The sequence below is a fragment of the Flavihumibacter sp. ZG627 genome, from assembly GCF_000814325.1.
Taxonomy (GTDB): Bacteria; Bacteroidota; Bacteroidia; order Chitinophagales; family Chitinophagaceae; genus Flavihumibacter.
The window spans coordinates 232,836-245,053 of sequence record NZ_JPHF01000003.1 but is presented as its reverse complement, the minus strand read 5'-3'; the positions used below and the strand labels follow the sequence as shown (position 1 = coordinate 245,053).

12 protein-coding genes are annotated in these 12,218 nt (G+C 46.3%); 5 read left to right on the top strand and 7 right to left on the bottom strand.

What is annotated here, in order from left to right:
- Window positions 1-7 precede the first annotated feature (7 nt).
- Window positions 8-649, bottom strand: coding sequence for a LysE family translocator (locus tag HY58_RS07940; protein WP_039130295.1), 642 nt, complete (start codon window positions 647-649; stop codon window positions 8-10).
- Between the two features lie 89 nt (window positions 650-738).
- Between HY58_RS07940 and corA the strand changes: the two genes are divergently transcribed.
- Window positions 739-1,869, top strand: a complete 1,131-nt coding sequence (gene corA / locus HY58_RS07935) for a magnesium/cobalt transporter CorA (protein WP_039130293.1) — start codon at window positions 739-741, stop codon at window positions 1,867-1,869.
- Window positions 1,870-1,875: 6 nt separating this feature from the next.
- Here the strand turns inward: corA and HY58_RS07930 are convergent, their stop codons facing one another.
- The 3 genes from HY58_RS07930 to HY58_RS18810 all read right to left on the bottom strand — a co-directional run bounded on the left by HY58_RS07930 (window position 1,876) and on the right by HY58_RS18810 (window position 5,138).
- Window positions 1,876-2,331 carry a GNAT family N-acetyltransferase gene (locus HY58_RS07930; protein WP_052323945.1) on the bottom strand — a complete coding sequence of 152 codons (456 nt, stop codon included), beginning with the start codon at window positions 2,329-2,331 and terminating at the stop codon, window positions 1,876-1,878.
- A complete protein-coding gene (locus tag HY58_RS07925) occupies window positions 2,328-3,857 on the bottom strand; it encodes a GH3 auxin-responsive promoter family protein (protein ID WP_039130291.1) in 1,530 nt (509 codons plus the stop codon). The genes HY58_RS07930 and HY58_RS07925 overlap by 4 nt, the downstream gene beginning before the upstream one ends.
- Window positions 3,858-3,926: 69 nt before the next feature.
- Complete coding sequence (locus HY58_RS18810) at window positions 3,927-5,138, bottom strand: glycosyltransferase family 2 protein (protein ID WP_052323944.1); 1,212 nt, start codon at window positions 5,136-5,138, stop codon at window positions 3,927-3,929.
- Window positions 5,139-5,189: 51 nt separating this feature from the next.
- On the opposite strand from HY58_RS18810, the gene HY58_RS07915 reads away from it, so the two are divergent.
- Genes HY58_RS07915 through HY58_RS07905 form a run of 3 tightly spaced genes read left to right on the top strand, consistent with a single transcriptional unit; the run spans window position 5,190 to window position 8,564 of the window.
- The gene (locus tag HY58_RS07915; protein WP_039130288.1) at window positions 5,190-5,966 is read left to right on the top strand and encodes an inositol monophosphatase family protein; all 777 of its coding nucleotides are present in this window, start codon (window positions 5,190-5,192) and stop codon (window positions 5,964-5,966) included.
- Window positions 5,967-5,977: 11 nt separating this feature from the next.
- Window positions 5,978-7,012, top strand: coding sequence for a thiamine-phosphate kinase (gene thiL / locus HY58_RS07910; protein ID WP_039130287.1), 1,035 nt, complete (start codon window positions 5,978-5,980; stop codon window positions 7,010-7,012).
- 22 nt (window positions 7,013-7,034) lie between these two features.
- Entirely contained in the window at window positions 7,035-8,564 is a 1,530-nt protein-coding gene (locus HY58_RS07905; RefSeq protein WP_039130285.1) for a S41 family peptidase, read from the top strand.
- Here HY58_RS07905 and nagA read toward each other — a convergent pair.
- Genes nagA through HY58_RS07890 form a run of 3 tightly spaced genes read right to left on the bottom strand, consistent with a single transcriptional unit; the run spans window position 8,550 to window position 10,973 of the window.
- Complete coding sequence (gene nagA, locus HY58_RS07900) at window positions 8,550-9,620, bottom strand: N-acetylglucosamine-6-phosphate deacetylase (protein WP_052323943.1); 1,071 nt, start codon at window positions 9,618-9,620, stop codon at window positions 8,550-8,552. The genes HY58_RS07905 and nagA overlap by 15 nt on opposite strands.
- The gene (locus tag HY58_RS07895) at window positions 9,617-10,474 is read right to left on the bottom strand and encodes a nitrilase family protein (RefSeq protein WP_039130282.1); all 858 of its coding nucleotides are present in this window, start codon (window positions 10,472-10,474) and stop codon (window positions 9,617-9,619) included. The genes nagA and HY58_RS07895 overlap by 4 nt, the downstream gene beginning before the upstream one ends.
- A 22-nt stretch (window positions 10,475-10,496) precedes the next feature.
- Window positions 10,497-10,973: a regulatory protein RecX gene (locus HY58_RS07890; protein WP_039130279.1), complete on the bottom strand. Its 477-nt coding sequence runs from the start codon at window positions 10,971-10,973 to the stop codon at window positions 10,497-10,499.
- A gap of 118 nt (window positions 10,974-11,091) precedes the next feature.
- Between HY58_RS07890 and dnaN the strand changes: the two genes are divergently transcribed.
- Complete coding sequence (gene dnaN, locus HY58_RS07885; RefSeq protein WP_039130277.1) at window positions 11,092-12,207, top strand: DNA polymerase III subunit beta; 1,116 nt, start codon at window positions 11,092-11,094, stop codon at window positions 12,205-12,207.
- The last annotated feature ends 11 nt before the right edge of the window (window positions 12,208-12,218 follow it).

The following is a 12,218-nucleotide window of genomic DNA, read 5'->3' as shown; positions in this document are numbered from 1 at the left end:
CATATGCTCATCCTACTTTGTCAGAAAGAAAGGCTACTCCCCAGAGAAGTGCTACACCAAAGCCAACCAGTATCAGTCCCGATATTTTATTCACCAGCGAAAGATTGTGCAGGGTAAGCTTTTTGCGAAGCTTTCCCGCCATCAGCACTTTAAATATATCTGCCACTATATTAACACCCATGCAGGTAAAAAATATCACCAGCCTTTGTGCCCAGGTATGCGTCACCGCAAAAGCAGTGGCATTGATCAGCCAGAACAATATCACACTGGGATTGAGGGTATTGATCAGGAAACCCGAGGTAAATATCCTGGCAATGTCGCGCTTGCGGAATCTTTGCTCAATGCCCGCTGCCTCTGTGGCCAACTTCACACGCTTGAGAAAAACATAAAATAATCCCATTCCTATCAGGAAGAAGCTGCCTATATACCCTATCATCTGCTTATACTCCAGCAACGCCTTTACCCATTCTGAAAATGCATTGCTGATAAATACCAGTAATATATCACTCACCCATACGCCCGCAACAAAACTGATACCCCCCTCTTTCCCATTATTAAGGCTTTGTTTTATAATGGTAAAAATGACAGGGCCTACAGACAGGGCAAGTATGCAGCCCAATGCAAGTCCTTTGATAAATGCTTCAGTCATATCCTTTCGTAGCCGTAAAAATAAACCATACCAACAAACCACCGAACTTTATGCTGATACAGCAACAGCATAATTTGTAAATTCATCCCATGATCAGGGAAACAATTGAAGAAGTAATTACCAAACCAACAAAACGCTATCTGCGAAGGCTAGGCCTCAATACCTTATTTGGTACCACCAGAACTAAGGAAATTCTTCATGTTAATCCCACCATCATCCCCCACCGTGAAGAAGCCCGGGAGGTAAGGGCCTATGTTTATGATTTTGACGCCTCGCATTTTGAAGAACACGAGTTCAATGCTGTTGAACCCTGCTATCGTTTTCGCCATAGTAACAGAATCAGTTGGATCAATGTTGATGGTCTTCGAAAAGCAGACGTTGAATCGGTTTGTCTCCATTATGAAATTCACCCGCTTCTCATTGAAGATATTCTAAGCATCAACCAGCGTCCCAAAATGGATGAGGTGGAAGGCGTTCTGTTCTGCCTTTTGAATATGCTTTATTTTAATGATAATGCAGGCACGGTAGAACAGGAACAGATCAGCATTGTACTGGGAAAGGATTTTGTTATCTCCTTCCAGGAAGATGCCTCACGCGATGTATTCAATCCGCTTCGTGAAAAATTAAAACTTGCCAGCTCAAAAATCCGGCAGCGTTCTGCCGATTACCTCTGCTACAGTATGCTCGACCTGATCGTTGATAATTATTTCTCCGTGATGGAAAAACTGGGCGACCGCATTGAAGACCTGGAAGAACAGGTTATCCATAACAGCAATAGCAGGTCATTGGCGAGGATCAGCTCTCTCCGGAAAGAACTTATCGTACTAAGACGTAATATCATCCCGGTACGCGACCTTGTAAGTGGTATCATCCGCAGTGAAAGCGATCTGCTTGATGATCGTACTACTAAATATTTCAAGGATGTTTACGATCATATTATGCAGGCACAAGACCTTGTTGATAACTATCGTGATATCATGGTCACCATGCAGGACCTCCACATCAACAATGTAAACCTGCGTATGAATGAAGTGATGAAAGTAATGGCTATTGTTACCTGCGTGCTGGCGCCAGCCACTGTTATCGGGGGAATTTTCGGAATGAACTTCGACAAGATACCATACCTCCACAACGACAATGGATTCTATATCGCAGTACTGCTCATGCTTCTAATTCCAGTTTACATGCTATGGCTGTTCCGCAAAAGGGGATGGTTCTAAAATAGATTATTGCGGCTTTTGAGGCAGGTCAAACCGATAGAAATAATCAGACTCCCTAACCCATCCATTCTTTTCATACAAGGCCTGCGCTTCACTGTTCCAGTCACTGGTTTGAAGCATCAGCCATTTTGATTCTGTATTGATGCCAACATTTTTGGCCGCCTCCAGCAGCTTTGTGGCAACACCCTTTCCCCTTTGTGATTCAATCACAAACAGATCGTTCAGCAACCATGCCTTACTAAGAGAAACGGAAGAAAATATAGGATATAACTGGGTGAACCCTATCTGCTCGCCCTCTTCCATCGCAACCAGAATTACGGACTCTCCATTTTCAGTGCGTGATTGTAAAAAATCAATTGCCCCCTCCAGGTCTGCTGCCTGTTTATACCACTGACGGTATTTATCAAACAGGTACGCAACTGTTGGGATATCATCAATTGTTGCCTGGCGTATAGTGATCATGATATGGTTGTTTTGGAGAGAAAAGCTTTCCAGTCCTGCAGCATATTTCCTTTCAGCACCCGTGGAAATTTATGCTGACCGCCTATCTTTCCCTTTGACTCTAAAAAATCCATGAATGTTTGCTCGGGCAGAACATCGAGGTATACTTCTTTCAAAGCACTGGCGCGCTCCACTGCATAGTCATCATTGAGTTCTTTAAGGTGCTGGTCGATCTTATTACGCAATAATGCTGCATCAACATGGTCATCTGAAGCAACGTACCAGTGATGGGCGAAAAAACTGCCATGAGGAACGCCAGCCACAGTGAACTCAGGAATAGAAACATTCAGTTCCTCTGTTGCCAGTTGCAAAGCCTTGCTCATATTATCAACACTAAGATGTTCTCCTACAAGGCTCAGGAAATGTTTTGTTCTTCCCGTTATCACGATCTCGCATCTTTCTGCATCAACAAAACGCACGGTATCACCAATAAGGTAACGCCAGGCTCCTGCTGAAGTGCTGAGTAATATCGCATAATCACGACCCTCTTCCACTTCATGTATCATGTAGGTAGTAGGGTTCTCTACCAGGTTTCCATCAGAATCAAAATTCTTATCATCAAAAGGAACGAATTCAAAAAAGATATGATCATTGATGGAAAGCTTCATGCCCTTTGCATTCTGCCTTTCCTGGTAGGCAATAAATCCTTCTGAAGCAAGATAGGTTTCAATATAAGTGAGTGGCTTTGCAAGCAATTTTTCAAATCCCTTCTTATAAGGTTCAAAAGAAACGCCACCATGTACAAAAAAAGAAAGGTTAGGCCAGATATCATGGATTGTGGCCAGCTTATACCGCTCAACGATCTTCTCCATGCACATCTGTATCCATGCCGGTACACCCACAACAAAACTTATGTCCCAGTTGGGTGCCTGCTCCACGATCTCTTCGATCTTATCATTCCAGTCGCTCATCTTGGCGATCTTCTTTCCCGGCTTATAAAACGGCGTGAACCAGAAGGGCACTTTCTTGGCGGTGATGCCACTGAGGTCGCCCGCATAATATCCTTTGCCCTGCTGAAGCTCGGTGCTACCTCCCAGCATCAGCCAGCCCTTCCTTAAATTAGCAAAGGGGATATCATCATAATGACGAAGAGAAAATAATTGCTTGATCATAACCATTCGGTTACCACTCAGGAGGTCTTCTGTAACGGGAATATATTTACTGGCACTCTCTGAGGTTCCCGAAGAAAGCGCATAGTATTTGATCTTGCCCGGCCAGCAAACATCACGCTTGCCTTCCAGGGTCTTGTTCCACCACTGCTTGTAAATGGCGTTATAATCATGGGTAGGAACGAGCTGCTGGAATCTTTTCCCGATATGCTTACTCATAAGGATCTCATCAAACCGGTAGTGCTGACCGAATTCGGTTAATTTGGCCTTCTTCAACAATTTCTTCAGCACTTTCAACTGCTGGCGCCTTGGTGAACTGGCCGGAAGATGAAGTGCCTTGGCAATCGTTTTAGGCAGGGTAATCTCAATCAGCGTCATTACTCGTTTTTCGCTCTTTTTGGGTGAATGACAAAAGTAGTTAAACGGATGCCAATATTCTCAAATTGGTTATACGACCGGTTCCCTTTTTAATCCAATGGCGTGGCCGCTGCTGTTCCTGTCATCACTTCCCACCATACTGCCTGTTCCCATACAATGAAACCGAACAGGCATCCCTCCTGATAAGCGACGGAGATAATCTAACGCTGCCGACATAGGAAAGCGCATACCCGCGCATATCACCAATCCATAGGCAGCTTGTTGCTGAAGCCCATCCACAGAAGGCCGCTGATCACCGGGAACAGGCAATGCTGCTTTCACAGTACCCTCAGGTAAGCCATCTAACACTTCTTTAATACTGTCCGCATCTCCCACTAGCGTCCACTGCATCACCTCCTCTCTGATCTTTCTTGCCACCCCTTTTTTCAAAAGCCCCTTATGAATTCCGGCCCGGGCCATCAGCATCCGCATATTTATCGCCTGCTGTAACATCAATTGCCATAAGCGAGAATGCTTTCCATAATGCTTCTCCACAAATAATTGCATCGCACGGTAAAAATGCCGGATATAAGAAGGGTCCTTGCTACTGCTCTCTCCCTTGAAATGGATAATGCCCGGGTTGGGAAGGTAATAATTTATATAGCCGCCACTTAGGATGCGATAGCTCCAGTCAATGTCTTCGCCATACATGAAGAAGCGCTCATCAAGTGGCCCGATCTTTTCGAACACCTCGCGTCGCAACATCATATATGCTCCCGCCAATACTTCCACCTCCTGCACCGTTTCTGCAGATAGATGACCCTGGTAATAGCCTGAAAAAAAACTACTCCGCGGGAAGATCGTTGATAGTCCACTCAGCCTGAAAAAAGCATTCATGCTGGTGGGAAAACCCCGCTTTGACTCAGGAAGAAAATGACCCCTCCCATCAAACATCCGCATACCGATAGCTCCTGCATCGGGGTGACTCTCAAAAAAAGCAATACTCGTTCTGAAGGCCTTCTCTGTAACCAGCGTGTCCGGATTCAGGAGCAGCAGGTATTGGCCACACGCTATCTGCAAGGCCTGGTTATTGGCTTTCGCAAAGCCCTGGTTACCGGCATTTCGAATGAACTGAACACGGGGAAACTTTGCAGGCAGGTACTCCATACTACCATCAGTAGATGCATTGTCAACCACAATCACTTCCATCTCCAACGCCTCACCTGCAGCTTCTACCGTAGCGAGGCACTGCTCCAGGAAAAAACAGACATTATAATTAACGATGATAACGGAAAGCTGCATATACGAAATTATTGGAAATTTTATTTCGCCTGAGCTACTTAGCTTTGCCCGATGTTACAGGAAACTCTTATTAAAGCCACCAGGGCCGGCGCGGCTGTTCTGGAAAAATTTTTCAGCAATAAAGATCTTATTATTTCCAATAAAGAGGGCATCAATAACCTCGTAACGGAAGCCGACCATGCTGCCGAAAAAACAATCATCGAAACCATCCGCGAAGCCTTTCCCGATCATTATCTTCTCACAGAAGAAAGTGGTGAACTCCCCAGCGGTTCCAATTATAAATGGATCATCGATCCTATTGACGGAACGGTGAATTTTGCCCATGGCATTCCAATCTGCTGCGTAAGCATAGGGCTTGAAAAAGATGGGAAGATGATCATGGGGGCAGTATACAACCCGCTGTTCAATGAGTTTTACCTCGCCGAACGCGGCAAGGGCGCTACTCTCAATGGGAAACCTATTCATGTTAGTAGTATGGATGAAGTGATAAAGAGCTGCCTCGTCACCGGCTTTCCCTATACCTATCTCGATTTACCAAATGGTCCGCTTCAGTGTTTTGAGCGATTCATCCGCAAGGGTGTGCCGGTACGTCGACTGGGCTCTGCAGCCATCGACCTCTGCTGGGTGGCAGCCGGCAGGTTTGACGGATTCTATGAGCATAAACTTCAGGCCTGGGATAGCGCCGCGGGATTCCTGATGGTGGAAGAAGCGGGGGGGAAAGTGACCGATTTCACGGGCAAACATTATTCTCCTTACCAGCCCCATCTCCTTGCTACTAATGGAAAGATCCACGATGAAATGCTTAACTGGATAAACGATCGCCTCTAAAACCCCCTACCATGGAACAACGCACAGAAATATCCTCTCTCGGTGAATTCGGACTCATTGATCACCTCACAAAAAATATTGAATTCCAGAATGCCAGCTCCATCCTCGGTGTGGGTGATGACGCCGCCGTGATCGACCACTATGGCAAGCAAACCGTTATTACCACAGATATGCTGGTTGAAGGAGTTCATTTCGATCTCATGTACACACCCCTCAAGCACCTCGGCTATAAAAGTATCGTGGTGAACCTGAGTGATATCTACGCCATGAACGCGCATCCAACCCAGGTAACCCTGAGCATCGCCGTTAGCAACAAGTTCAGCGTGGAGGCCCTCGATGAATTCTATGAAGGCGTATATGCCGCCTGCGACAAATATGGGGTAGACCTTGTTGGTGGTGATACCAGCACATCAAGAGGCGGATTTGTTATCAGCGTTACCGCCCTTGGTGAAGTTGTTCCAGAACAGTTTGTGAAGAGATCCACCGCACAGAAGGGTGACCTGATCTGCGTTTCAGGCTTTCTGGGAGGCTCCTTCCTCGGACTCACCCTGCTGGAACGTGAAAAAAAGATATGGCTTGAAAACCCACAGATCCAACCCGACCTTGAGAATGAAGATTATATCGTGGGCCGTCTCCTGAAACCTGAGGCTCGTCGTGATATCATTGCCTTCTTCACCGACAAAGAGATCAAACCCACAGCCATGATGGATATTAGCGATGGACTGAGCTCCGACATATTGCATATCTGTACACAGAGCGGGCTGGGCTGTATGCTCTATGAAGAAAAGATACCCATCCATGAAGACGCGCGGCAGGCGGCTTTTAAATTTGGACTCGATCCAACTGCCTGCGCACTCAGTGGTGGCGAAGACTATGAACTGCTATTCACCCTCCCGCAATCTGAATATGATAAGTTGGTGCTGAATGAACAGATCAGCGTTATCGGCTACATGACCGAAGCGGAAGCCGGCTCTCATATTTTAACAAAAGGCGGTAACAAGTTTAAGATAACAGCGCAGGGATGGAATGCATTTAAAGAACAGTAGCTATTATCTTTATAACATGTTGATGAGAAGGATCGGCCTGGGAGGAGTTTTTTCCTGCTTGATTTTATTGACTTTATGTTGCGCCGGATGCGGAACCTTGCGGCCTGCGTTTTCACCAGAACAGAAGTATCCGGTGGAAGCGCTTGAACGCGATTATACCCTCTTCCGAAATATCCTCAATGAATCTCATCCCAGCGTAAGTTGGCATACACCCGCCGACAGTATGGAATATTATTTCAACTGGGGGAAAAGCCAGCTGAAGGATTCGATGACTGAACCGCAGTTCAGAGCAGTACTCACTTATGTGATCGCAAAAATTCGCTGCGGTCATACCAGCACCCGTTACTCCCGTCAATACCTTAAATGGCTCGATACCGCCCGCCTTCCCCTTTTTCCTATTTCTATCAAAATTCTCGACGATACGGTTTTGCTTAATAATACCCTGCAGCGCAGTAATATAAAATTACCTCGTGGCACCATCCTCACCGAATTTGACGGACAGCCTTTTCTGCAAGTTGTAGACAGCTTGCAGCAACACCTCTCCATTGATGGTTATAATAAAAGTTACCTCGACCAGACGATCAGTAACCGCGGTGCTTTTGGGGGATGGCTCAGACTGGTCCAGGGCTGGAAAAAAGAATACAGCATGGGCTATATTGATAGCCTTGGGCAGCAACAGTATACCAGCATCCGACTAGTGGACCCACCTAAAAAGGATACTACCAAAAAGCATGTGCTGCCTGCCATCAAAGAAAAACTTAAGAAACGCGAACGCCGTGAGGAAAGACTCTACTATGCCCGATCGATGCAGATCGATACCGGTCTGTCCACCGGCTATATGACCGTTAATACTTTTAATGGCCGGAATAAATTCAAGCCTTTCTTCAAAGAGAGCTTCAGGGAACTCAACCGTCGGAATATCCGGCACCTTGTAGTTGATATTCGTAGCAATGGCGGGGGAAATGTGAACCACTCCAACTTCCTTACACGAATGCTTATCAATAAACCTTTCCGGGTAGGAGATTCACTCTATGCCATTAACAAAAGAAGTAAATACGGTAACCATATCCGTTATAACGCCATCACCGGAATTTTCATGAGTGTCATCACACGGAAAAGAGCCGATGGCAAATATCATTTCGGATATTTTGAACGCCATGTTTTTAAGCCAAGAAAAAAGGATCATTATAACGGCAACGTGTATGTGTTAACGGGTCCAAATTCTTTTTCAGCTGCTGCATTGTTTGCCGGACAATTGAAAGGCCAATCCAATGTAAAGCTGATTGGTGAAGAAACTGGTGGTGGAGCCTACGGAAATACAGCATGGTTTATTCCTGATGTTACTCTTCCGGAAACCGGCATCCGATTCCGTTTACCCAGGTTCCGGCTGGTGATCAATAAAGATGCGGTTAATAGTGGCGGGGGAGTAATGCCTGATATTCTTGTTAAGCCAACACGCGAAACTATTCTGCAGAACCGCGATCCTAAAGTGGAGCGTGTAAGGCAAATGATTCTTCAATCCTCTCTCAGCAAAGCACTACAATATAAATAATGCATCGGCGCGGTAACCCGGCGCAATCCTTCCCCATTCCTTATCCATTCCCAACACTTTTGCCGGATAAAGCGATGCCATCCTCAATGCTTCTGAGACATCAATGCCAACCTTCTCAATACAATAATTTACAGCACTGGTCATGGTGAGTGCTGAGCCCGATAATGTTCCATCAGGCATTACATACCTGTTGCCATCAAGACGATGACGGTAATGCCCTTCCGGATTTTCGGTTACAGCATCCGTTATGATGAATAACCTGTCGCCCATAATTTTCTTTGCAAGCCTGATGGCAACAGGATCCACATGATATCCGTCGGTAACAATACTGCTCATCACCCGCGAATGATCCATGATAGCACCCACCAGTCCGGGAGCCCGGTGTTGAAGGGGCGACATGGCATTGAACAAATGGGTACAGGTACTCACCCCCTTCTCAAATGCAGCCATCGCTTCTTCATAGCTGGCATTACTGTGACCCGCAGAAATAATGATCTCCGCTTCCTTTAAAATTTCCAGTCCCTCTTCAGTAAACAATTCTGGTGCAATGGTCATAAACCGAACGATACCTCTTCCATATTCTGTAATGGTTCGGATATTGCTTACCGTGGGTTCCTGCATTTTATTTATATCATGCGCGCCACATTTTGCCGGATTCAGGAATGGACCCTCCAAATGCAATCCAGCCACCCCGCTTCCCCCACGGCCCCAATATTCACGAACAGCATCAATGGCTGCAAATACAATCTCATTGCTGTTGGTAGCAACAGTTGGTAATATTAGTTTGGCACCGCCCGCTCTTGAATAATCTACAGTTGCCTCCAACGATTCCACGGAGGGGTGTTCGCCGAACAACATGCCGTTACCCCCATAAAGCTGCAGGTCTATAAATGCGGGGACCAGACTATTGCCCTGCAAATCTTTTTCTGCAGCAGCCTCACCCTGCTCAGCAACAGAAACAATTCTGTCATAGTTTGTAGTGATCACCAGTTCATTATGCCAGCTATCGCCGGTGAAAATATTTCCATTAAAATATCTGATGCTGTGCAGGCTCATGGCTGTTCTTCGTTTTGAATGATGAACGCATCAGCATCCTGCAGAAAAGGAAGTTTAGTCCGGGTTTCATCAAGCTGCTGGCGCGAAAGCGTAATTGTGTGGATATGCTCCTCGTGTGATTTCTGATAGAGTACTTCACCCATTGGGTCTACCACCATACTGTCGCCGCTGTGGTAGATGCCATTCCCATCTTCGCCCACCCTGTTCAATCCCACAACATAACACTGGTTCTCAATGGCTCGGGCTGTCAGCAGCGTTTTCCAGGCATGGTTACGGCGCTCGGGCCAGTTGGCCACATTTATCAGTATATCATACTCCGGCACCCGCTGATCATTGCCCTCTTCCGCTATCTTATCGCCTTTTAGTGTTGGCATATGGGTTCTGTTCATCTGCTGGCGGGCCCATACCGGAAAGCGCAGATCATAACAGACCTGCAGGTTGATCTTCCATCCCTTTACGGAAGCAATCAGTCTACGGTGCCCCTGGCTGAAATGCTGGTCCTCCCCCGCAAAAGCAAACCGATGTCGTTTATCATAATGCCCATACCGGCCATTCGGTAACATCCAGACCAGCCGGTTATAATAATGACCTTCCTCCTCTATGATAAGGCTGCCGGTCAGGATGATCTTTCTCCGCTCCGCTACCCGCCTCATCCAACTAACGGTTTCGCCATCCATCGTTTCAGCCAGCTCCCCGGGCTTCATCGAAAACCCGGTTGAAAACATCTCGGGCAATACCACTATTTCCATTTTCTCCTTCACCCCGGCAATCTTCTCCTCAAACCGCGAAAGGTTGGCTGCCTTATCTTCCCAGGCAAGATTGGCCTGGATAGTCGTAATTGTTAGCGTGGACATACCCGAAATTAATTTATTGCCCTTATTTCCCCTGCAGACTTTTCATCACCCGACTAACCGTCTCCCATTCATATCCTTTGTACAACAAATAGTCCTGTGTTTTCTTAATCCTCGCAATATGCTCTTCTCCTGCAAGATTCTCCCATTTTGACAGGGAAAGCTTTTCAATCGCGGCGGCATAATCATCCTCACTGATCTCCTTCAACGCCTTCTTTATACAATAATCACTTACCTTCCTAAGCTTGAGCTCACTCTTGATGCGGTTCCTTCCCCATGATTTCATCCTGAACTTACCCCCCGCAAACTGAATAGCAAAGCGCTCCTCATTGAGATAATCTTCTTCTATAAGTTTTCCCAATAGCGCTTCCACATCATCTTTCCGAAGTCCGAAGCCATAAAGTTTCTCCTTTACTTCCTGGTGACTCCTCTCCTGGTAAGCGCAGTAATGCCGCGCCTTCTGTAGCGCCTCTTCAGCTGTCAGCGTTTTCTTAAATGCCATCACACAAAATTGAGGCTTATTATCATGTGGAAAACACCCTATTTTGTGGGTGGAATCTGCATTCAGCAATTTCCCTCATTTTCCTTAGTTTCGTCCCTATTAAATCAGAACCCGTTTTATGAAGTTCATCGTTTCCTCATCGGCCTTATTGAAGCAGCTGCAACAGATCAGTGGTGTTATCAACGCCAATACAGTTTTGCCTATCCTGGAAGATTTTCTTTTTGAGATCGATAAGAACAAAATGACGGTGGTTGCCACCGACCTCGAAACCGTTATGCGGGTTCAGATGGACATAGAAGCGAAGGAGAGCGGACGTGTTTGTATTCCCGCAAAGATCCTGATCGATTCACTGAAGAATATTGCTGATCAGCCACTGACCTTTACTATCGACAAGAATTTTGGTATCGAGATCACCAGTGATAATGGAAAGTATAAGGTGATGGGCGAAAACCCTGATAACTTCCCCAAGGAGCCTGCAGCTGATGATACTACTTCCTTCGAAATGATCAGCAGTGCACTGGTTACCGGCATCAATAAATCACTGTTTGCCGTTAGCAGCGATGACCTGCGCCCGGCTATGACAGGCGTTTATTTTGAACTCGATAAAAACTTCCTTCAGTTTGTTGCCACCGATGCGCATCGCCTGGTTCGTTATAAGCGCACCGATGTGAAATGCCCCAAGAGCGATTCTTTTATCGTTCCTAAGAAGCCGCTCAACATCCTGAAAAGTGCATTGCCTGATAATGATGACACCATCACCCTCAGTTATAATAGCAACCATCTCTTCGTTACCCATGGTAATACAGAGATGAGTTGTCGCCTCATAGACGCTCGCTTCCCTGATTATAAGGTTGTCATCCCGGCCGACAATCCTTACAAAATGGTGGTGACCAAAGCCGATTTCCAGGGTGCCCTTCGCCGTGTAAGTGTATTCAGTAACAAGAGCACCAACCAGGTAGTACTCAATATTACCGGTAGCGAACTGCAACTGGCAGCACAGGATATCGACTTCAGCTTCGAGGGTAATGAGCGCATGAAATGCCAGTATGATGGTGAAGATCTTCAGATCGCCTTCAATGCCCGCTTCCTGATTGAAATGCTGAATGCGGCTGATAGTGAAGAGGTTCGTATGGAGCTTTCTACCCCTACCAAGGCGGGTATCATTAAGCCAATGGAAGGAGACGAGAACGAAGAACTCCTGATGCTCGTTATGCCGCTGATGCTGAACGCCTGATTCTCCATTTA

Excerpts from the sequence above, each read along its gene's own strand:
- HY58_RS07940 (WP_039130295.1), bottom strand. The coding sequence starts at position 649 with ATGACTGAAGCATTTATCAAAGGACTTGCATTGGGCTGCATACTTGCC.
- corA (WP_039130293.1), top strand. The coding sequence starts at position 739 with ATGATCAGGGAAACAATTGAAGAAGTAATTACCAAACCAACAAAACGC.
- HY58_RS07930 (WP_052323945.1), bottom strand. The coding sequence starts at position 2,331 with ATGATCACTATACGCCAGGCAACAATTGATGATATCCCAACAGTTGCG.
- HY58_RS07925 (WP_039130291.1), bottom strand. The coding sequence starts at position 3,857 with ATGACGCTGATTGAGATTACCCTGCCTAAAACGATTGCCAAGGCACTT.
- HY58_RS18810 (WP_052323944.1), bottom strand. The coding sequence starts at position 5,138 with ATGCAGCTTTCCGTTATCATCGTTAATTATAATGTCTGTTTTTTCCTG.
- HY58_RS07915 (WP_039130288.1), top strand. The coding sequence starts at position 5,190 with ATGTTACAGGAAACTCTTATTAAAGCCACCAGGGCCGGCGCGGCTGTT.
- thiL (WP_039130287.1), top strand. The coding sequence starts at position 5,978 with ATGGAACAACGCACAGAAATATCCTCTCTCGGTGAATTCGGACTCATT.
- HY58_RS07905 (WP_039130285.1), top strand. The coding sequence starts at position 7,035 with ATGAGAAGGATCGGCCTGGGAGGAGTTTTTTCCTGCTTGATTTTATTG.
- nagA (WP_052323943.1), bottom strand. The coding sequence starts at position 9,620 with ATGAGCCTGCACAGCATCAGATATTTTAATGGAAATATTTTCACCGGC.
- HY58_RS07895 (WP_039130282.1), bottom strand. The coding sequence starts at position 10,474 with ATGTCCACGCTAACAATTACGACTATCCAGGCCAATCTTGCCTGGGAA.
- HY58_RS07890 (WP_039130279.1), bottom strand. The coding sequence starts at position 10,973 with ATGGCATTTAAGAAAACGCTGACAGCTGAAGAGGCGCTACAGAAGGCG.
- dnaN (WP_039130277.1), top strand. The coding sequence starts at position 11,092 with ATGAAGTTCATCGTTTCCTCATCGGCCTTATTGAAGCAGCTGCAACAG.